Source organism: Synechococcus sp. CC9311 (genome assembly GCF_000014585.1).
Classification (GTDB): domain Bacteria; phylum Cyanobacteriota; class Cyanobacteriia; order PCC-6307; family Cyanobiaceae; genus Synechococcus_C.
In genome coordinates, this window is the sequence record NC_008319.1 from 2,213,319 (window position 1) to 2,233,577 (window position 20,259).

Sequence of the window (20,259 nt, forward strand, 5' to 3'; positions counted from 1 at the left end):
CTTTTTCAGCTAAAGGCGAGCGGCATTGGGCGAGTTCCCCATTGATCCCTTATTGCCAAGACTGCGAGCCAGTCTGGTTCCAGGTGCCACGGTCTTACTGCAATCACCGCCGGGTGCCGGCAAAACAACCCGGGTGCCCTTGGCACTTCTTGGAGAAATTGCAGGAACTGAGCCTCTGCCCGGTCGCTCCCTGATGCTTGAGCCCAGGCGACTTGCGGCAAGGGCTGCAGCAACCAGGCTCGCAGCCAGCCTGAACGAACCGCTTGGGGAACGCGTTGGCTATTCCGTTCGGCACGAGCAAAAGCGCTCCTCTCGCACGCGGATTGAAGCGATGACGGACGGGCTCTTCCTCCGTCGACTGCAAAACAATCCCGAGCTCACAGGGATTAATTGCGTGATCTTTGATGAATTCCATGAGCGCAGTCGAAACAGTGAATTAGCGCTTGCATTGGTTCGTGAAGCGCAGGAACTCCTCAGGCCAGATCTCTGTCTGCTGCTGATGTCGGCAACTCTGGATCTCACCAACCTGCGCGCCCAACTACCTCATGCACAGGTACTCACGAGCGAAGGGAAGGCCTTCCCTGTTGAGACGCAACACCTCTCACCCAAGGTGAATGAACCTCTCGAGGGGAGCGTTTTACGAGCGATTGAGCAGGAGATGGCCTACCTGCCCACTACGGATAACAGTGGTGAGAAGCCACCCACAGTCTTGGTTTTTTTGCCTGGATTACGGGAGATCGAACGTTGCCGGCAACGTTTACTCAAGTCAGGCCTACTGAGCCAATGGGACGTCATCGCTCTGCATGGAAGGCAATCCCTCGCAGAGCAGGGGCGGGCACTGAAGCCTTGCAACCAGAAGAAGGAGGGACGCGTGATTTTGGCAACGTCCATCGCCGAAAGCTCTCTCACCCTGGACGGTGTTCGCCTTGTGATCGATTGCGGACTCACTCGCCATACCCAATTTGACCCTGGGACTGGAATGGAGGGACTGATCACCGTGCCGGCCAGTCAGGCCAGTGCTGATCAGCGGCGAGGCCGTGCTGGGCGCCAAAACGCCGGTCGTTGCATCAGGCTTTGGTCTCCTGCCGAACAGCAACGTCGGCCAGCCCACGACATTCCTGAGTTGCAGCGAGCTGACCCTCAACCAACCGTGCTCGACCTCGCCCTCTGGGGGGCTGGTTTAGGCGAATCCTTGCCTTGGCTCGAGCCCCCTCCACGGGCCGCACTTCAGGAAGGTCGCCGGCAATTGCTTGCTCTAGGAGCCCTTAATGCAAAAGGATGCCCCACGAACACCGGGCAAAAGTTGGCTCGGTTTGGTGCCCATCCACGCCTGGGCCTGCTCCTACTTCAAGCGTGTGCCTTGGGGCGACCGCAACTAGGAGCCGATCTCGCCGCCATCCTCAATGAGCGCGATCTCTTAAGCCAGCACAACTACGGCAGTGACCTTTGGAGCCGCATGCTCTTTCTCCGGAACAACCGAAGCTCATCGCGAAGCACAGGGGATCGTGCAGCAGCTGATCGCCTCAGAACAGTCTTCGATCAGAGCCGTCGATGGCTCCAACAATTAGGTCAATTCGACCAGGAACAAGAGCACCAAGGCATTGAGGCGACAGACGAGCAAATCGCAGCTCAGCTGGTTGCAACAGCTTTTCCAGAATGGGTTGCAGTGGCACGTCCGGGACAACGCGGACAATTTTTACTTCGCCAAGGCCGCGGTGCGGCTTTGCAAGTCAGCGATCCGCTCGATGGCGCCGCTGCTCTTGCGATTGCACAGCTCGACCTCGGTGACACGAGAGCCAAGATCCGACTGGCCCTCCCCCTCACACAGCAATGGGTTAGGGACCTTGCCGATCAGATCGGCCACTGGCAAGAGCGAGTGCTTTGGGACGAGCAAACCAAGCGAGTCAAAGCAGAACGGGTCTTGCAGCTTGGTGCGCTGGAACTCGAGCGACAGACACAACAACAGGCGTCTTGTGAGCAAAGTCGGGATGTCTTGATCAAGCAACTACGCAAAGACGGATTAGCTGTACTTCCTTGGAGCCAGCGAACAGAACAACTTCGCAGTCGTCTCGCTCTGGCCCACCAACGGCTGGGAGCCCCGTGGCCGCTACGCACTCTCCAACACTTGGGAAAGCATCCCAACACCTGGATTGGCGACACTTTGATGGATTGCAGAGGTTGGGACGACGTCAAGGAAGAGCAACTGATGGAAGCCCTTTGGGGAGATCTCACCTGGTCGAACCGCCAGCAACTCGATCAGCTCTTACCAACGCAGATCAAAATCCCTTCAGGGCGCAATGCAGCACTGAACTATCAAAATGACGACATTGTGCTGTCGGTCAAGCTGCAAGAAATGTTTGGCAGCCTCGAGGGACCTGCTGTTTTGAATGGCCAACTCCCCGTGACGATTGAATTGTTATCTCCCGCAGGACGCCCACTTCAACGCACCCGCGACCTTGCTGGGTTCTGGCGGGGCAGCTACGAACAGGTGCGCAAGGAGATGCGCGGTCGCTATCCCAAGCATCCCTGGCCAGAGGATCCAACGAATGCCGAGCCCACGGCCAAAAGGAAGGTCCGCCCCTGAAGCGCTTTCCGATCGCCCCAAATGTATCCAAAGGGACAGCCAAGAGAACACTAAGGTTTGTTAAGATATTGGGGTATTGGAGTTTTACATGTCTGACACCTCATCTCGCTTCGGCTTCGTCAATTTCGCTGAGACCTGGAATGGTCGTCTTGCCATGCTTGGTTTCGTCATCGGCCTAGGCACCGAGCTTCTAACCGGTCAAGGCATCCTGACCCAAGTAGGTCTCGGTTGATTCGTTCAGAGCTAGGCCGAGTCCCAGCCTTCAGTCCCGCCAGCCATCTGGCGGGATTTTTTTATGGGAACCACTCACTAAGCCAAAATGGATAGATTCGCGCCGTTAGCAATGCTTCCCTTCTTTGCTAGCAATCGCCGTGAAGGAGCCAGGCTGCTGAGCAGCATGCTGGTTTTCCTAGCCATCGGATTGACTCAGGTTGACAAGACGTGGGGAATCATCCTGAGCATCGTTTCTGGAATCGTCTGCATCTACTGGGGATTGGCATACCAACGTCTTGAGCGCTGAATCACTTCCCAGCTACTCCGTCCGCGAACTCAACAACGCAATCGGCGTTTTGCTGGAGCGGGGTTTTGCTCCTCGGTTTGTTATCCAAGCAACAGTCTCGAGACCTCAAGTCAAAAAGGGGCATCTCTGGCTCACGTTGAGTGATGGAGAGGCGAGCATCACTGCTGTGGCCTGGGCCTCAAAATTAAAACAATTGGACTTTGTTCCTGCCGACGGTGACGGAGTCACCGTGATTGGCAAGCTCAATTTCTGGTCAGCACGAGCGAGCCTTGCTGTTCAAGTTCTCGATATGAGGCCCAGCCTGACCACCGTGTTGCGACGGTTTGAAACGGTCAAAGCACAATTGCTAGAGGAAGGCGTTATTGATCCCAGCCGGCATCGAAAGTTGCCGGCCTATCCCAACCGATTAGCCGTCCTCACAAGCGTTCCCAGCTCAGCACTCGCAGACATGCTGCGGACAGCACAAGATCGATGGCCTTTGAGCGAGCTTCTTGTGGTGCCGATCCCCGTCCAAGGGGAGGTTGCGCCGATCATTTGCGGAGTTCTAAATCGCCTTGCAGAAACACATCATCAGCTCGGATTGGACGCAATCGTGATCGCTCGAGGAGGAGGAAGCCGAGAAGATTTGATGGTCTTTGATGATGCGGAGGTTTGCCGAAAATTGGCAACCTTCCCTCTTCCAGTCGTGACAGGACTCGGGCATGAAGATGACCTCACCGTTGCTGATCTTGTGGCAGACCATCGAGCCGCAACGCCCACAGCCGCCATGGTCACGCTGATGCCGAGCAGAGAATCGGCACAACAAACAATCACCCAACGACGCAGTCGCTTAAGCGAGTACAAACGCTGGCGATTAGAGCAAGCCAACTCTCGACTAAGAGATCGACATTTGCTGCTCGATGCACTTCGACCTGAGGTAACCCTTCAGCGTCGTCGAGATCAGTGGCAACAGCGGCAGCAATTGTTGCGCGCTCTGTCACCCCAACGATGGCTCAATCGGGGGTTTGCGATGCTCAATACAACGAACGGCCAGCCCATTCAAAGCATTAATGACATCAGCCTCAATGAACAGCTACAAATCCTTCTCAAGGATGGTGTGATTCAGGCCGTTGCCAAAACCATTCAAGCGAATGAAACATCTAACTCAAAAACATCTCCTTAACAGCCATGCCTCGCAAAAAGCCCGAACCTACAAAGACATCTGAACAAGACACCTGGAAAGAAGATGCATCCAAGCTCAGCTATGAAGAAGCTTTGGTAGCTCTTGATGTGCTGCTAGGGCAATTACAAGATGATTCCATTCCAATAGCGGATTTACAAAGAAATTATGCTCGTGCCTCGATCTACCTCGATCACTGTGACTTACTTCTCAGCCAAGTAGAACAATCAGTTCGCCAGCTCGATCCGAATACCATGGAAGAACGCAGTCTCGACACGAGCAACAATGAATAAATTCCTTCCATGGACTTACCTCTTGCTCGCCATCGCTGGAGCCATCCTTCCTTGGCAAGCCAATCTCGAATTCATACAAATGAATGCCGGCGGTGGATTTGACCTCCAGACGTTTATCCAAGATGCCAACATCAATCCAGCCTCCCGCTCATTAAACAGGGATCTTTTCATTGCCGCATCAGCCTTCAGCATTTGGATCATTGCTGAAGGAAGAAAACTACAAATCAAGGGCTGGTGGATCACTTTAATTATGAGTTTCAGCATTTCCTTTGCATGCGGAGGCCCACTATTCCTCTATTTAAGAGAACGCAAGTTAACAGAGCTCAATTCAATGCAAGAAACAAAGTGAGACATTAAAGATCAACATCCTCGGCCTTGATATCGATTGTGACATCACTCGCTGGCCGAGAATCTTCAACGGCTGCTGCAGATGAATCACCAGATTTTTTAGAGGGAAACATCGATCCACAAGCAGGGCATTGAGCGTCGGTTGTCATGGTGCTCAAGCCACAGGCCTCACACGTTCTTACACGGCTCTGCAGCACCTTCCAGCCGATCCACCCCAAACCACCGAGAACAACTGGTAAAGCAAGCAGTGCAATGAGCAGGCCTCCAGCCAAATCAAGCAAGACACGGCCTGCTGCCGTAGGCAGCAACAACAGCGCTAACAGCAGCAACCAAAGGAGTGGAGGGAAGCGTCCCATCAATCAACACTCCAAACGAACGACGGTTCCATAATCGCTGTTTTTTTGCATTCAGGCATGGTTGGATCTGTTCGGATCCCTGCCATGCCTGAAAGAAGCCTTAGCTAGCTCAACACTCCAACATTGACCAAAATAAATCACAACACCCACCATCCAAACCCACAGGGTGAGAACGAGAACACTCCCAATTACTCCATACGCCTGGTAACGAGCCCCGAGAGAGAGAATGCTACGACTGACTGCAAGATTAAGAACAGTAAGAAGAAAGCCAATTAATAACGATCCTGGTATGAGCGGCTTAAACGGAACTCTCCGACTTGGAAGCAAAAATTGCAGAGAAAGGGCCGACACCGAAAACCCGAGAAATGGAACCATCAACCGACCAAATTGCAAGACCGGGATATGAGATAGAAAGGCACCAAGCCAAGGAATCGCGACAGATAACTCGGTCAAAGCAGCAGTAGGAATCATGCGCACATTGGCACTGAGCTGATCAAGAACAACTAAGAGGCCAATCAATATGACTACAAAAAAAGCTTCGAGTCTGATTCGAATAAACTGCACTGCTTGAAGCTTGAACGGCAGATTGCGTTGCTGGGGTACGATCACACCCTCCCAAAGCCTTGCAGAACCACGTTGCAATGTTAGATAAACATTACCCGCAGTGAGTAACAACACACCAGCACCTAACAATCCAGCCCCAAATCCCTGACGGACTAACTGCATTAGCGTGTTTTGCACAATCACTACCGCCGACGGCGGCAAAACACCACTTGCATAGGCAATAATCTTGCTCTCTAAGGCATCTTGCCGGCCAAGAAACCACGAGGCAATTGACAATGAAATGAGAAGGATCGGGAAGATCGATTGCAGCGTGTAATACGCAAATGCAGCACTCAGATCCACGCAATCGCACTTCGCCCAACGCAAACAGGCGCGCCAAAGACTACGAACCAACCTTCGCAGCCGGATTTGTTTAGCCATGGCAGCTGCTGGCACCAATCAAAACCAACGTAACGCGAGAAATGGCACAAAAAAAGCCACCCCTTCAAGGGATGGCTTTCTTCGTTTGGAATGTTTTTACCTGGCATCGAGCTATTTTCTCAGGGGGCTACCCCCCAAATATCGTCGCCGCTGCTGCGTTTCACAACCGAGTTCGAGATGGATCGGAGTGGTTCCACAGCGCTATGGACACCAGGATAGAAAATTCCCAAGGGTTGATCCCTGAGAACTGCATAGCTTCATCACCTCAACTTTCGTCTTGATGATGCAATCTGGATCAAATAAAGTTGTTTCAAGGCAAGAACCAAGTGTTGGTCAAGCCCTCGGTCTATTAGTACTCCTCCGCTGCATCCATTACTGAACTTCGACGTAGAGCCTATCAACGGGTGTTCTTCCCGTGACCTTACTGGGTTACCCCATGGGAATACTCATCTTGAGGTGGGCTTCCCACTTAGATGCTTTCAGCGGTTATCCACTCCACACATGGCTACCCAGCGTTTACCGTTGGCACGATAACTGGTACACCAGAGGTGTGTTCCTCCCGGTCCTCTCGTACTAGGGAGAAATCCTCTCAATATTCCTACGCATACACCGGATATGGACCGAACTGTCTCACGACGTTCTGAACCCAGCTCGCGTACCGCTTTAATGGGCGAACAGCCCAACCCTTGGGACCGACTTCAGCCCCAGGTTGCGATGAGCCGACATCGAGGTGCCAAACCTCCCCGTCGATGTGAACTCTTGGGGGAGATCAGCCTGTTATCCCTAGAGTAACTTTTATCCGTTGAGCGACGGCCCTTCCACTCAGAACCGTCGGATCACTAAAGCCGACTTTCGTCCCTGTTCGACTTGTAGGTCTCACAGTCAAGCTTCCTTCTGCTTTTGCACTCGTCGGCTGATTTCCAACCAGCCTGAGGAAACCTTTGCGCGCCTCCGTTACCTTTTAGGAGGCGACCGCCCCAGTCAAACTGCCCACCTGATACTGTCCGCTCCCCGGATAACGGGTGAACGTTAGAACCCTAGCTCTGAAAGAGTGGTATCTCACCATTGACTCCCTAGCACCCACGAGCACTAGATCAACGTCTCCCACCTATCCTGCGCATTCAGAGCCCGGGCACAATACCAAGCTACAGTAAAGCTTCATAGGGTCTTTCTGTCCGGGTGTATGTAGTCCGCATCTTCACAGACAATTCTATTTCGCCGAGCCTCTCTCCGAGACAGCGCCCTGATCGTTACGCCTTTCGTGCGGGTCGGAACTTACCCGACAAGGAATTTCGCTACCTTAGGACCGTTATAGTTACGGCCGCCGTTCACCGGGGCTTCAGTCGCCAGCTTCGCTTACGCTGACCGGCTTCCTTAACCTTCCGGCACTGGGCAGGCGTCAGCCCCCATACATCGTCTTGCGACTTAGCGGAGACCTGTGTTTTTGGTAAACAGTCGCCAGGGCCTCTTCACTGCGACCACATTGCTGTGGCACCCCTTCTCCCGAAGTTACGGGGCCATTTTGCCGAGTTCCTTAGAGAGAGTTACCTCGCGCACCTCGGTATTCTCTACCACCCCACCTGTGTCGGTTTCGGGTACTGGCAGTTATGCCTTAACGGGTATAGAGCTTTTCTTGGAAGCATGACATCACCAACTTCGCTGCCGTAGCAGCTCGTACTCACGCCTCAGCTCGGATCGTTTTCGCCGATCCTCAACGCCTCGAACGCTTGAACCAGTAACCAACATCTGGCTTGGCTAGCCTTCTCCGTCCCTCTTCCCAAAACATAACCGGTACAGGAATGTTGACCTGTTATCCATCGACTACGCCTTTCGGCCTCGCCTTAGGTCCAGACTAACCCTCCGCGGACGAGCCTGCCGGAGGAACCCTTAGGGTTTCGGTGCATGGGATTCTCACCCATGTTTTCGCTACTCAAGCCGACATTCTCACTTCTATGCAGTCCACGCCCGCTCACGCTAACGCTTCGCCCCACATAGAACGCTCCCCTACCATAAATCCGCAGCTTCGGTACAACACTTAGCCCCATTCATTTTCGGCGCAGGATCGCTCGACCAGTGAGCTATTACGCACTCCTTTGAGGATGGCTGCTTCTAGGCAAACCTCCTGGTTGTCTGGGCAATCCCACCTCCTTTATCACTTAGTGTTGATTTGGGGACCTTAGCTGGCGGTCTGGGCTGTTTCCCTCTCGACCATGGAGCTTATCCCCCACAGTCTGACTGCCTCGCTACACACAGGGTATTCAGAGTTCATCTCGATTTGGTACCGCTCTCGCAGCCCGCACCGAAATGGTGGCTTTACCCCCCTGCTGGAGCACGAGACGCTACGCCTCAACGTATTTCGGGGAGAACCAGCTAGCTCCGGGTTCGATTGGCATTTCACCCCTAACCACAGCTCATCCGCTGATTTTTCAACATCAGTCGGTTCGGACCTCCACTTGGTATCACCCAAGCTTCATCCTGGCCATGGTTAGATCACCCGGGTTCGGGTCTATAAACACTGACAAACGCCCTATTCAGACTCGCTTTCGCTATGGCTCCACCATTTCCGGTTTAACCCGCCAGTGCCTATAAGTCGCCGGCTCATTCTTCAACAGGCACACGGTCACCCTATTAGTAGGGCTCCCATTGCTTGTAGGCTCACGGTTTCATGTTCTATTTCACTCCCCTCCCGGGGTTCTTTTCACCTTTCCCTCGCGGTACTGTTTCGCTATCGGTCACACAGGAGTACTTAGCCTTACGAGGTGGTCCTCGCTGATTCACACGGAATTCCACGTGCTCCGTGCTACTCGGGATACAGCTAGGTCAGTTCAGTTTTCGTGTACGGGGCTTTCACCCTCTGTGGCGTGTCTTTCAAACACTTCCACTAACATTCCTGATCCACATTGCTGTCCCACAACCCCAATGGTCGAAACCATTGGTTTAGGCTCTTCCCCGTTCGCTCGCCGCTACTTAGGGAGTCGTTTTTACTTTCCTTTCCTCCAGCTACTAAGATGTTTCAGTTCGCTGGGTTGGCTCGCGCCAGCCTATAGATTCAGCTGGCCGTTCTAGGGGTTGCCCCATTCGGAAATTCCCGGATCAAAGCGTGTTTCCAGCTCCCCGAGACTTATCGCAGGTAACCACGTCCTTCATCGCCTCTGTGTGCCAAGGTATCCGCCGTGAGCCCTTTGTAGCTTGACCAATGTATCTCCAACACGCTTGCTGTCGTTGAAACAGATTCTTCTAACTTCTACAAGTAGAAATTAAAATCAAACTCTCAAATGCTCGACACATTTGAAAGAACATGCTGGAGTCTCGGCTCTTGCTCTTAGAATTAACACCATCCAAAAGTGAATGAACACTCAAGAATGATGCATCTATGAGATGCTTTATTCTTTCCAGACTTTTACTATGCAGTTGTCAAGGTTCGGCTAGACATCAAAACAATGCATTGATCTCTCAATACATTGAATCGAGCCCAGCATCCTATCAATCAAATCATGGAACCATTTCCATGTCTTAAAATGACAAGAAGCTAGGATCATCTAGCGGACACATCTAAATCACAATCCATACGAGTTCATACTCCAGGTTTTGGAGATGGGGATTCTTTGCAGTCAGTGGAGGTTAGGAGACTCGAACTCCTGACATCCTGCTTGCAAAGCAGGCGCTCTACCAACTGAGCTAAACCCCCTACACCGAATGGGCCATCCTGGACTTGAACCAGGGACCTCACCCTTATCAGGGGTGCGCTCTAACCACCTGAGCTAATGGCCCAGGAGTCTCATCCCTAATGGGTTGTGAACTAGACAAAGTTTAGGAACTAAAAATCTCCACTAAGCAGACAACCATTGCTGGAACTCTCTTAGCTTCAAAGTTGAGGTACCGATCGACCTAAGGTGACAGGATTTTGGCCTAAGAATAAAAAACTCAGACATCAAAATCGTTGTTTGTCTCCCTGTTAGGAGGTGATCCAGCCGCACCTTCCGGTACGGCTACCTTGTTACGACTTCACCCCAGTCATCAGCCCCACCTTCGACGTCCTCCTCCACAAGGGTTGGAGTAACGGCTTCGGGCGTGGCCAACTTCCATGGTGTGACGGGCGGTGTGTACAAGGCCCGGGAACGTATTCACCGCAGTATGCTGACCTGCGATTACTAGCGATTCCTCCTTCACGTAGGCGAGTTGCAGCCTACGATCTGAACTGAGCCACGGTTTATGGGATTTGCTTGTCCTCGCGAACTTGCTGCCCTTTGTCCGTAGCATTGTAGTACGTGTGTAGCCCAGGATGTAAGGGGCATGATGACTTGACGTCATCCACACCTTCCTCCGGTTTATCACCGGCGGTCTCTCTAGAGTGCCCAACTAAATGCTGGCAACTAAAGACGTGGGTTGCGCTCGTTGCGGGACTTAACCCAACATCTCACGACACGAGCTGACGACAGCCATGCACCACCTGTCACTGCGCTCCCGAAGGCACTCTCAAGTTTCCAAGAGATTCGCAGGATGTCAAACCCTGGTAAGGTTCTTCGCGTTGCATCGAATTAAACCACATACTCCACCGCTTGTGCGGGCCCCCGTCAATTCCTTTGAGTTTCACACTTGCGTGCGTACTCCCCAGGCGGAACACTTAACGCGTTGGCTACGACACCGGAGGGGTCGATTCCCCCGACACCTAGTGTTCATCGTTTACGGCCAGGACTACAGGGGTATCTAATCCCTTTCGCTCCCCTGGCTTTCGTCCATGAGCGTCAGTGATGGCCCAGCAGAGCGCCTTCGCCACTGGTGTTCTTCCCGATATCTACGCATTTCACCGCTACACCGGGAATTCCCTCTGCCCCTACCACACTCAAGCCCAACAGTTTCCACTGCCATGATGGAGTTAAGCTCCACTTTTTAACAGCAGACTTGTAGGGCCGCCTGCGGACGCTTTACGCCCAATAATTCCGGATAACGCTTGCCACTCCCGTATTACCGCGGCTGCTGGCACGGAATTAGCCGTGGCTTATTCATCAAGTACCGTCAGATCTTCTTCCTTGATAAAAGAGGTTTACAGCCCAGAGGCCTTCATCCCTCACGCGGCGTTGCTCCGTCAGGCTTTCGCCCATTGCGGAAAATTCCCCACTGCTGCCTCCCGTAGGAGTCTGGGCCGTGTCTCAGTCCCAGTGTGGCTGATCATCCTCTCAGACCAGCTACTGATCGATGCCTTGGTGAGCTCTTACCTCACCAACTAGCTAATCAGACGCGGGCTCATCCTCAGGCGAAATTCATTTCACCTCTCGGCATATGGGGTATTAGCGGCCGTTTCCAACCGTTATCCCCCTCCTGAGGGCAGATTCCCACGCGTTACTCACCCGTCCGCCACTAACCCGAAGGTTCGTTCGACTTGCATGTGTTAAGCACGCCGCCAGCGTTCATCCTGAGCCAGGATCAAACTCTCCGTTGTAGATCAATCCCTTTTGGTTCTCACCTCAGATTGACTTGCTTCACCCACGGGCCCAGCACTGGCGTACTGGTCGCAGTTGTCGCCCCCTTCCTCTGACAGAAGGATTCACAAGAGTGCAAATTTAGAATCTCTTCCTCGTTTGACTTTCCAGGATCTCAGATCCGGTCGTTGCTCCACATTGCGCACACCGACAACTCAATGGTTCGTGAAAACCCTCAAGTTGTAAGCACAATGCTTCTCTGCAACTAAAATGTTGTTGACGGGACCTCACACCTTTATCGCAATATCATTTAGTTCGCATTAAAACCTTTCGGCCTTAACTCGAACTAAACGCGATAAAAGCGTCAGTTCCTAAACTTTTTAATTGTCCAGGTTCTGGCTTTGCGTCCCCTTTCAGAGACGTGCGGCCTGCGGTCTCGCGACCGCCTTTGAAACTTACAACATCGTGGGATCGCTCCCCCAATCTCGTAAGCACCCTCAGAACACTTCAAGCTTTCGCTCTTTGCATCCCTCGGCTGCGCCTCGGAGTGTTACTCCCCCGCGCAGTCCAAAACCATAACCCAACACACACCCCCATTGCAACCCTTGAGGGAAAGCAACAGCAGAGCTCAACCCTTCAGCAGAAGCTCTCCCCAAGGCGCCAAGCGTTCCAGCTGCTTCTGAGAGCCAGCCGCCACCACAGGGAAGCCCATCTCTGAGAGATCCCAGCCTGGTTGCAAATGAGCAGGGTGAGGGCCGAGCCAAATCAAGGGGCAGCTCAGTTCAGTGAGCACGAGCCAAGCTGCAGCTAAGTCCCAAATTTTGGGAGTGGCCTCGAGCGCACCCGCGGTTTGGCCCATCGCCACACTGACCAAATTGAGGCTTGCAACACCCAAAAGACGAATTTTTCCTGGAAAGGAATGGTTTGGTCTTTTCTGGAGAACGCGAATGGATCTACTGCAAAGAGATATGCAAGAACTTCCAGCCGCAACCCTGCTTTCGGGGGTCAACCGTTTTTGATTCCGCCAAGCCCCTTGTCCTCGAATCGCAACGATCCTTTGGCGCAAAGAAGGGATATCGAGAAACGCCTCTGAAGGCTCACCATTCACGAATCTTGCAATCGAAATAGCCCAGTAAGGAATCCCAGCAGCGAAATTGGTGGTGCCATCCAAGGGATCAACCACCCAGTACGCCTGGCTCGACGGACACTCCTGGCTTCCTTCTTCACTGAGGACCCCCTCACCAGGGGCTATTTCGGCTAGTCCCTGAACAAAGGCAGCATCACTCCATCGATCACAGGCTGTGATCAAGCTTCCATCCGGTTTGACGTCGGACACGATGTGGCCAAAGTCATTGCGCTGATGTTCTGCAACTTGATCAAGTAAGAGATGCACTCGCTCGAGTTGCTGAGGAGTAAGCGGGTCAGGCACCCTGCTCAGCTCTGAAACACAGGAACTGGTGCTTCGCAAGGAGGACGATTGGGTTGCGGCTCGATGGGGACATCAATATCTGCCTGAGTTGGCTTTGTAGCTGGCAAATTGAGGGCTGGACATGCCAACACTTGATCAAGTCCGGTGCGACGGCGCAATTCAGCGATACTGACGTTATAAGCGTTGATTGCATTGGCGTAACGGACCTGAGCGTCAGTTAAATCACGCTGAGTTTCCACAACCTCACGTTGTGTTGTTACACCAGCTTGAAATCGTAGGCGGGCAATTCTAAGCGACTCAGCCGCTGTGAGGACCTCACTAGTGGAGGTATGAATGTTCTGGGACGCTCTGCGAAGATTGAAGAAACTATCTTCAACTTCTGAGCGAATGCGATCTCGCTCAGAAGCAAAGTTGTATTTGCTCTCTTCAGCACGCTGCTTATTTTGACGGTATTGAGCACGGGCACGCCCACCATCAAAAATGTTCCAGGTAGCGCTTAAACCAACGGCATTGCTGTAATTCCAGTTGTAATCATCCAGATCGATCGAGCCCGATTGATTGGACTGCCCCTGGTTCCGAGCTGTATCGAAACTATTAAAAATGCTCAGTACTGGCTGCACAGCAGCGAGAGCAGTGTTGGCCCTGCTGTTGTTGATTGAGATATCTAAGATGAATCGATCTAACTCTTCCCTAAACGCATAGGCAGCGATGATGCTTTCTTGAAGTGATGGTTGCCAAGTTCCAAGCACTCGAGTTGGATCCGCTGCTGTGGGGGTGACATCCTGCGGAAGATCCAGAAGTGAAGCTAAGGATCGGCGTGCACTGGATTGAGCAGCCAAAGCATTGGTGAGCACCAATCGGTCTCTCGAAAGTTGCGTTTGCGCTTCTAATACTTCCAGTTTATTCGCAACTCCAGCTTGGTATCGAGCACGGGCTTCACTCAAACTCACAAGCGAAGCACGAACCGACTGTTGACCGATGCGTACTTGTTCGTCTTGACGCTGGAGCTCAAAATAACTTGTTGAGGCCTGAAGCCTCAGCTCTCTCAACGCAATGAGGTAAGTATCACTTGCTTTCTCAAAGCTGTCGCGTGCTGCCGCTATTTGGGGAACACGTGAAGGGTCGATCAGATTCCACTGCACTTGGGCAGAAAAATTGGCCGACCAACGTCTTGTGTAAGTGTTTGGGTCACGTCCCGAAAACGATTCTCCTGTCAGAGGATTTTGCTGATTAAATGTAGAAACAAAATCAGGATTTCTATATTGCTCACCCTCTAGATATTGGGGCAACCCATTCGCAGTAAGGTTCACTGTGGGGTACCAGAGAGAAATCGCAGCAAGCAATTCCGACTTAGCCTGCTCAACCTGACTAGCTGCAGCCTTTAAGCCTGGATTATTTACTTCAACTAAGCGCTCCACCTCTTGCAGAGTCAAAGGGCGAAGTTCGCGGATCGTGACCTGAGAAGGAAGGTCGGGTAGGGCAAGACTATCGGGTGATGACAGTGCTTCCAAATCCTCAGGAAGAGTGGTTGCCGCAGGTGCAATTACCGATGGATCGGCCTTGGGACGTGGCCCTTTGATCTCAATGGCATTAGGCAGTGTCGACTGATCCATCAACAACGAATCAGAGGAGGCGGACTCGCCGTTAGTGACCTGAGCAAGTGCAGACGTAGCTGCAAAAACAGGCAAACAACCTGCAACCAGAAGAATATGAGCGGTTGTCCGAAGCACAACAAAACTGGAACTCAGAGGAGCTTAAGTGCTTTTTTCGAGAGAACCGAGTGCTGAGGCCACGATTTCAGCTGCTCCATGCACGATTCGGATCGGAACCGGCAAAATTTGCCGAATTTGATTCAACGTCATGTCGTCCAAAAACACCGGATCGCCTTGGCGGAGCATGACGGAAGGGAGCAAAAGCTGATCACCCAGGTCTTGATCAATCAAGCCATCAAGAAGGTCTTGTCCGGTCAGCAAGCCCGTGACGACTTCATTTTGCCCCCAGTAAGGACTTGGGAGCCCATGCAACGTCAGCTGAACTCCCTCCACCGCGTTAAGCCTCTTGATCACAGGTTCAAGAGCGGTTTCAACTAAACGTCCAACCACCCAACTGCTTTTCACGGGTTTCTCAACAGACTGGGGGAGGTTGGTGGTTGCCTCATCCAAAGAAGCAAGAAACGCTCGAATACTTCCAACGCCATTTTCCTGCTGAGGAAAATCTTCGTAGCTCGCACGCGAGGGCAAAGACAAACCAGCAATCAAATACCACTCGTCTGAAAGCCAGACAAAGCTGCTACCAAATTTGGCCTGAAACTCCCTCTGAAGAGGTTCCACCGCGGCAATCACCTTTCTGGCATCTACTGGGTTAACCGCACGTAAGCCATCGGAGGAAGGCCTGAACCGGGTCAGGCCAACAGGAACAACTGCAACTGAGAGCACTGCCGGCCACTCACCGCCAGCAAATTGAGCCAAATCCTGAATGGTGCGCAGCAAAGCCGCTCCATCGTTTTGATCAGGGCACACCACAACCTGCGCGTGGATCTGCAGATCGCGTTCAGCGAACCAGGTCAGTTGCTGCATGAGCTGACCGGCGCGTGGATTCTGCAAAAGGTTCGAGCGCAGCTCGGGGTCAGTTGCATGGACAGAAACGAATAAGGGCGACAGACGCTGTTGTTCAATCCTCTGCCAATCGGAGTCGCTCAGATTTGTAAGGGTTAAATAAGAGCCATAGAGAAAGCTCAAGCGATAGTCATCGTCCTTGAGATAGAGACTGCTGCGGTGGCCAGGTGGTTGCTGATCGATGAAGCAGAAGGCACAAGCATTGCTGCATTGACGCAATCCATCGAACAAGGCCTCTGTAAACACCAGCCCAAGGCCGTCGTCCTCATCCTTTTCCAGGTCCACCTGGTGAAGCTGCCCTGCTGCATCGCAAATCTCTAAATGCAACTCTTCCTCAACGATCAAATAGCGGTAATCGATCAGATCTCGGGGGCGAACACCATTAATGCTCAACAACTGATCCCCAGGCTCAAAGCCAAGGTCCTCTCCGATCGATCCCGGCTCCACCGATGCCACAACGGCGGGTGCAGGCTGGCGGGAGGCTCGCTCTGGATCAAGAGCCGCAACAGCCACACCTGCAGAAGGTTCATTCCACACGGGGCTGAAGCTCAACTCCGATCAGTTTGATGCCGAACCAGACCACCAGACCAGAAGAAGCACACCAAAGAGCAACCTATACACCACAAAAATCCTGGTGCTGTGGCTCTCGAGATACTTAATAAGCCAGTCGATCGCTAGCCAGGACACCACTGCGGCAGAACAGATGCCCACAAAAACAGGCAACACCCCTCCCGCGCTAGAGCCTGAGAATGCGTCCTTCAATTCCACCAATCCTGCGATCGTGATGGCAGGAATCCCTAACAAAAACGAGAAGCGAGCCGCATCAGCCCGCTTCCAGCCATCAAAGAGTGATGCCGTGAGGGTGCTTCCGGAACGAGAAACGCCCGGGATCAATGAAAAAACTTGAGCCAGACCAACAACAAGTCCGTCGCGTCCGTCCACCTGATTGAGCTGCTTCAGTCGGGGCCCGAGCAATTCAGCGAAACCCAACAGAAGCGCCATCACAATCGAGACCACAGCAATGGCCGGAACACTTCGAAGTGAGGAGGTTGCGTAACCAGGCCAATACAACTTGATGCACAAACCGGCAATCAAAATGGGCAGGGTGCCGATCAACATCGCAATCCCAAGCCGCGCCTCAGGTTCACGCCATTGACCGCGGCGGAACGCTCCACTGATGCCTTTGAGCACTCCCGCCAAATCGGCACGGAAATAAGCAATAACAGCAACGATGCTGCCTAGTTGAATCACGGCGGTCACCGAGAGGCCAGGGTCACCCCATCCGGCAAGTACGGGAACAACCTTGAGGTGGGCCGTGCTGCTGATCGGCAAAAATTCCGTTAGCCCCTGCACGACACCGAGCACAAAGTCACGCCAGCAAGCTTCCAGCAGTCCAGGATCTGGCGTCAAAGCGCTCGTTTAATGAGGGCAATAAGACTATGAGCCACTGCGTGCAAAGCCGCACGTGTTTAGGAAGACAAATGCGTTTCCATCATTCTTGGGCGCCAGATCCCGACAAAGGGCTCAAATCTTCTAATCTTCGAGTCCTTTAGTTACCCCATTCGGGGAAGCCCTTTTGCTGAGTGGTCTGATTCAGACGCCAACATCGGAGACGAAGGCCCTGGTGACGTCCCAGGTTCCAACGTTTTCGTTTTCTCGCTCGCTGTGCATATGGGCTTCAGCATTGGTTGTTCTGCCAGTCTTTCTTCAGGCGCCCTGGGTGCGCTTTCACCCATTTAGTTCTTGTTTATTCACCGCAGTTCTCCTGACAACAGGAATCTTGGCGGCACAGGTTGGCAATACGTCTTGGAAGGAATTCGGAACCCTGCTGGTGGGATTCAGTGGGAGTTGGCTCGCTGGCACCCTTTTTTGGGGATGGCTGCGCATGCATCCGGTCTTGCACATACCTGTGGAGGCCATTGCCTTACCTCTAGCCGTTGGAGGGCTTAACAGTCGCTGGAAGCTGAGCTGTTCCTTTTACCTAGCTTCACTCCTAGGCACAGCTATCACTGACATCACAATGGCTCTGACCAGGGTGATGTCATTTTGGCCAGAGGTTGTCAAAGCCTCATCAAGAGAAGCTCCCCAGCTGCTTAATGAAGCTGCAACATTGGTTTTGCAACCTGTTTCGCTCTTGATCCTCCTTTCATCAGCAGGGTTGATCGTCTGGTTAGCGAAGCAGTTTTGGACTCAATCAGCTCGACCTTCAGAGCACCAAAAGGCTTGGAGTGTTGCAGCTGCTGTCCTCTCCACCACTCTTTTAATCGATGCATTGTTTCTGGTGCTGTCGCTTTCAGTTCCAAGCCTGAGCGGTCTGATCTGAAACGAACTGCGAACGCATGGCTGTGCTGAGGCAGCAAAAGGGTTCTGCACTTGTAAGGTTTCCATACCGGCGCTGCCGGAAGTTCAGTTGCGAATCCCGACGGAGAGTTCAGATGAAGCGCCTGTTGTCCTGGCTGACGGGCTTGGTTGTGATCGCTGGCCTATTGATAGGCCTTCTCGTTCCCCCCAGTGTTTCTGCCGCTGAGATCAGAAATGTCGCAGACGACAAACTCGCCGAACGCGGCGACAAGGTTGATTTAAATAATTCCTCTGTGCGGCGCTTTCAGCAATTCCCCGGGATGTACCCCACCTTCGCGGGAAAGATTGTTTTGGGAGGTCCCTACGAGAACGTCGATGACGTGCTGAAACTCGACCTTTCAGAACGTCAGAAAGAATTGTTCGAGAAATATCGCGACAATTTCGTGGTCACCGCTCCATCGATTGCTCTCAACGAGGGCTTCGATCGCATTAACGACGGTCAGTTTCGTTGACGCGGATCCAAGCTTGAACCGCCAGGAACACTGGCGGTTTTTGCTCCCATGAGCAGCCACGCAACCTCTACCGATCCGATTGCGCCTGGACCCTGGGATGTGATCGTGATTGGCGCCGGTGCAGCCGGGCTGATGACTTGTTTGGAGCTTCCAAAGGGTCTGCGTGTCCTGCTCCTCAATCGAAACACGAGTAGGCGATCGTCTAGTCGCTGGGCTCAAGGAGGCATTGCAGCTGTCACCCGTTCCAACGACGACGCTGGAAGCCACGGAGAAGACACAGTACGAGCAGGAGCTGGGCTGTGTGATGGAGATGCCGTGCGCCTTCTTGTTGATGAAGCCCCGCAAAGCGTGCTCAGACTGCAAGAGCTAGGCATGGAGTTTGATCGCAACCCGGATGGGTCACTGGCGACCACCCTCGAGGCGGCACATAGTCATCGAAGGGTTCTCCATGTACAGGACCGCACAGGCAAAGCCTTGGTGGATGTCTTGAGAGAACGTGTGGATGCTCGTCCTGGTTTGCAGCATCGCCGAGGCGTTCGGGTGACCCAGCTCTGGGTGCAAAACAATCGCTGCTGTGGCGTCCAGGTCCTCGAAGGCCCAAGACTTCACTGGATTCCTGCCCGTGCCGTGGTGTTGGCCACCGGAGGTGGAGGCCATCTCTACACCAACACCACCAACCCAGCACAAGCCTGCGGCGAAGGTGTTGCACTGGCCTGGCAAGCAGGAGCCGCAATCGAAGATCTGGAATTCATTCAGTTCCATCCCACAGCCCTCAAGCTTGAACATGCACCTTGCTTCTTAATCTCTGAAGCCGTCCGCGGCGAGGGGGCTCTACTTGTCGACGGCTTGGGACAAAGCCCTGTCCATGAACTGGAAGGGAAAGACTTAGCCCCAAGAGATCAGGTCAGTCGTGCTCTGGTGCGTCGCATGCAGGCCCAAGGGGTCGCTCACATGGGACTAGACCTCACCCCCATCAACACTGAGACCTTGCTACGGCGGTTCCCAACGATCCTTGAGCGCTGCCACAGCTTTGGAATCAACCCACAGAACCAGCCGATTCCCGTGGCTCCAGCAGCCCATTACTGGATGGGAGGTGTCGCCACCAACTTGCAAGCTGCCACAAGCCTTCCTGGTCTTTACGCCGTTGGAGAAGTGGCCTGCACCGGTCTGCATGGAGCCAATCGGCTTGCCAGCAACTCATTAATGGAATGCCTTGTATTCGCTCGGCAACTTCGTGACATCGACCTTGGCAATCCACTCTCTAAAACAACGGAAGAAGAACGACGATCAGAAGCAACATCAGACAACGATCAAGGTCGTGGAGCGCTCAGCAAACAAGAACTAACCCAATCCATCCATTGGCTGAGATCGGAATGCTGGCGAGTTGCAGGCGTAGATCGATCAGCCCACGGCATGCAAGACGTATTGCAAACACTGCAGAAAGCCACACCAATCCTCGAAGCGATGACGCCTCTCAAGCTCATGCAGCAGCAACATCCTGGGCAGCTCACCCTACTTAATGAGAACAGGCGAGCGGAGCTGAACCTGATGCTGGATCTCCTGCATCGCCAGCAATCAAGCTCTTTGCTGTTGGAAGCTTGTTTGTTCCGGAAAGAAAGCAGGGGCGGACATTTCCGTAATGACACCCCAGCTCCCATGCCTCAATGGTGCTGTCATAGCCGCCAAGTCAAAGGCCAAGCCACCGGAACGAGAGCCGTGAGTACTTAAAGCCTGGATC

General features: G+C 53.1%; 16 protein-coding genes, 2 tRNA genes and 3 rRNA genes. 9 read left to right on the forward strand and 12 right to left on the reverse strand.

Annotation, left to right across the window (positions count from 1 at the left end):
• Positions 1 to 25 precede the first annotated feature (25 nt).
• The 6 genes from hrpB to SYNC_RS11590 all read left to right on the forward strand — a co-directional run bounded on the left by hrpB (position 26) and on the right by SYNC_RS11590 (position 4,905).
• Positions 26 to 2,584 carry an ATP-dependent helicase HrpB gene (gene hrpB, locus SYNC_RS11570; protein ID WP_011620426.1) on the forward strand — a complete coding sequence of 853 codons (2,559 nt, stop codon included), beginning with the start codon at positions 26 to 28 and terminating at the stop codon, positions 2,582 to 2,584.
• A gap of 88 nt (positions 2,585 to 2,672) precedes the next feature.
• The gene (locus SYNC_RS11575; RefSeq protein WP_041426731.1) at positions 2,673 to 2,816 is read left to right on the forward strand and encodes a chlorophyll a/b-binding protein; all 144 of its coding nucleotides are present in this window, start codon (positions 2,673 to 2,675) and stop codon (positions 2,814 to 2,816) included.
• A gap of 87 nt (positions 2,817 to 2,903) precedes the next feature.
• Positions 2,904 to 3,104 (forward strand): hypothetical protein, encoded by a 201-nt coding sequence (locus SYNC_RS14055; RefSeq protein WP_011620428.1) that lies wholly within the window; start codon positions 2,904 to 2,906, stop codon positions 3,102 to 3,104.
• Positions 3,094 to 4,266: an exodeoxyribonuclease VII large subunit gene (gene xseA, locus SYNC_RS11580; protein WP_011620429.1), complete on the forward strand. Its 1,173-nt coding sequence runs from the start codon at positions 3,094 to 3,096 to the stop codon at positions 4,264 to 4,266. Before SYNC_RS14055 ends, xseA begins: the two co-directional genes overlap by 11 nt.
• A 5-nt stretch (positions 4,267 to 4,271) precedes the next feature.
• Complete coding sequence (xseB, locus tag SYNC_RS11585; RefSeq protein WP_011620430.1) at positions 4,272 to 4,556, forward strand: exodeoxyribonuclease VII small subunit; 285 nt, start codon at positions 4,272 to 4,274, stop codon at positions 4,554 to 4,556.
• On the forward strand, positions 4,549 to 4,905 hold the full coding sequence (locus SYNC_RS11590; protein ID WP_011620431.1) for a DUF2834 domain-containing protein: 357 nt from the start codon (positions 4,549 to 4,551) through the stop codon (positions 4,903 to 4,905). Before xseB ends, SYNC_RS11590 begins: the two co-directional genes overlap by 8 nt.
• Before the next feature lie 4 nt (positions 4,906 to 4,909).
• On the opposite strand, the gene SYNC_RS11595 is transcribed toward SYNC_RS11590, so the two are convergent.
• From SYNC_RS11595 to SYNC_RS11645, 12 genes are all read right to left on the reverse strand, one after another.
• A complete protein-coding gene (locus tag SYNC_RS11595) occupies positions 4,910 to 5,260 on the reverse strand; it encodes a hypothetical protein (protein WP_011620432.1) in 351 nt (116 codons plus the stop codon).
• 51 nt (positions 5,261 to 5,311) lie between these two features.
• Positions 5,312 to 6,244 carry a YihY/virulence factor BrkB family protein gene (locus SYNC_RS11600; RefSeq protein ID WP_011620433.1) on the reverse strand — a complete coding sequence of 311 codons (933 nt, stop codon included), beginning with the start codon at positions 6,242 to 6,244 and terminating at the stop codon, positions 5,312 to 5,314.
• Positions 6,245 to 6,342: 98 nt separating this feature from the next.
• Positions 6,343 to 6,459: ribosomal RNA gene (rrf, locus tag SYNC_RS11605) — 5S ribosomal RNA — on the reverse strand.
• A 114-nt stretch (positions 6,460 to 6,573) separates the two neighbouring features.
• Positions 6,574 to 9,439, reverse strand: a 23S ribosomal RNA gene (locus SYNC_RS11610).
• 420 nt (positions 9,440 to 9,859) lie between these two features.
• A tRNA-Ala gene (locus tag SYNC_RS11615) sits at positions 9,860 to 9,932 on the reverse strand.
• Between the two features lie 9 nt (positions 9,933 to 9,941).
• Positions 9,942 to 10,015 (reverse strand) — tRNA-Ile (locus tag SYNC_RS11620).
• 184 nt (positions 10,016 to 10,199) lie between these two features.
• Positions 10,200 to 11,684 (reverse strand): 16S ribosomal RNA (locus SYNC_RS11625).
• The 16S, 23S and 5S rRNA genes sit together here with 2 tRNA genes alongside, the layout of an rRNA operon.
• A gap of 477 nt (positions 11,685 to 12,161) precedes the next feature.
• Positions 12,162 to 12,296, reverse strand: a complete 135-nt coding sequence (locus SYNC_RS15190; protein WP_255321988.1) for a hypothetical protein — start codon at positions 12,294 to 12,296, stop codon at positions 12,162 to 12,164.
• The gene (locus SYNC_RS11630; RefSeq protein WP_083756098.1) at positions 12,293 to 13,093 is read right to left on the reverse strand and encodes an inositol monophosphatase family protein; all 801 of its coding nucleotides are present in this window, start codon (positions 13,091 to 13,093) and stop codon (positions 12,293 to 12,295) included. The genes SYNC_RS15190 and SYNC_RS11630 overlap by 4 nt, the downstream gene beginning before the upstream one ends.
• Positions 13,094 to 13,098: 5 nt before the next feature.
• Positions 13,099 to 14,706, reverse strand: a complete 1,608-nt coding sequence (locus tag SYNC_RS11635) for a TolC family protein (RefSeq protein ID WP_148201907.1) — start codon at positions 14,704 to 14,706, stop codon at positions 13,099 to 13,101.
• A 141-nt stretch (positions 14,707 to 14,847) separates the two neighbouring features.
• Positions 14,848 to 16,245, reverse strand: a complete 1,398-nt coding sequence (locus SYNC_RS11640) for a TIGR03279 family radical SAM protein (protein WP_041426733.1) — start codon at positions 16,243 to 16,245, stop codon at positions 14,848 to 14,850.
• A 21-nt stretch (positions 16,246 to 16,266) separates the two neighbouring features.
• Positions 16,267 to 17,118 (reverse strand): undecaprenyl-diphosphate phosphatase, encoded by an 852-nt coding sequence (locus tag SYNC_RS11645; protein WP_011620437.1) that lies wholly within the window; start codon positions 17,116 to 17,118, stop codon positions 16,267 to 16,269.
• Positions 17,119 to 17,332: 214 nt separating this feature from the next.
• Here SYNC_RS11645 and SYNC_RS11650 point away from each other — a divergent pair, with 214 nt between their 5' ends.
• From SYNC_RS11650 to nadB, 3 genes are all read left to right on the forward strand, one after another.
• Positions 17,333 to 18,031 carry a DUF3120 domain-containing protein gene (locus SYNC_RS11650; RefSeq protein WP_237699219.1) on the forward strand — a complete coding sequence of 233 codons (699 nt, stop codon included), beginning with the start codon at positions 17,333 to 17,335 and terminating at the stop codon, positions 18,029 to 18,031.
• 112 nt (positions 18,032 to 18,143) lie between these two features.
• Positions 18,144 to 18,521: a photosystem II complex extrinsic protein PsbU gene (psbU, locus tag SYNC_RS11655; protein WP_011620439.1), complete on the forward strand. Its 378-nt coding sequence runs from the start codon at positions 18,144 to 18,146 to the stop codon at positions 18,519 to 18,521.
• 48 nt (positions 18,522 to 18,569) lie between these two features.
• Positions 18,570 to 20,249 (forward strand): L-aspartate oxidase, encoded by a 1,680-nt coding sequence (nadB, locus tag SYNC_RS11660; protein ID WP_011620440.1) that lies wholly within the window; start codon positions 18,570 to 18,572, stop codon positions 20,247 to 20,249.
• Positions 20,250 to 20,259 lie beyond the last annotated feature (10 nt).

Excerpts from the sequence above, each read along its gene's own strand:
- SYNC_RS11575 (WP_041426731.1), top strand. The coding sequence starts at position 2,673 with ATGTCTGACACCTCATCTCGCTTCGGCTTCGTCAATTTCGCTGAGACC.
- SYNC_RS14055 (WP_011620428.1), top strand. The coding sequence starts at position 2,904 with ATGGATAGATTCGCGCCGTTAGCAATGCTTCCCTTCTTTGCTAGCAAT.
- xseB (WP_011620430.1), top strand. The coding sequence starts at position 4,272 with ATGCCTCGCAAAAAGCCCGAACCTACAAAGACATCTGAACAAGACACC.
- SYNC_RS11590 (WP_011620431.1), top strand. The coding sequence starts at position 4,549 with ATGAATAAATTCCTTCCATGGACTTACCTCTTGCTCGCCATCGCTGGA.
- SYNC_RS11595 (WP_011620432.1), bottom strand. The coding sequence starts at position 5,260 with ATGGGACGCTTCCCTCCACTCCTTTGGTTGCTGCTGTTAGCGCTGTTG.
- SYNC_RS11600 (WP_011620433.1), bottom strand. The coding sequence starts at position 6,244 with ATGGCTAAACAAATCCGGCTGCGAAGGTTGGTTCGTAGTCTTTGGCGC.
- SYNC_RS11635 (WP_148201907.1), bottom strand. The coding sequence starts at position 14,706 with ATGGATCAGTCGACACTGCCTAATGCCATTGAGATCAAAGGGCCACGT.
- psbU (WP_011620439.1), top strand. The coding sequence starts at position 18,144 with ATGAAGCGCCTGTTGTCCTGGCTGACGGGCTTGGTTGTGATCGCTGGC.
- nadB (WP_011620440.1), top strand. The coding sequence starts at position 18,570 with ATGAGCAGCCACGCAACCTCTACCGATCCGATTGCGCCTGGACCCTGG.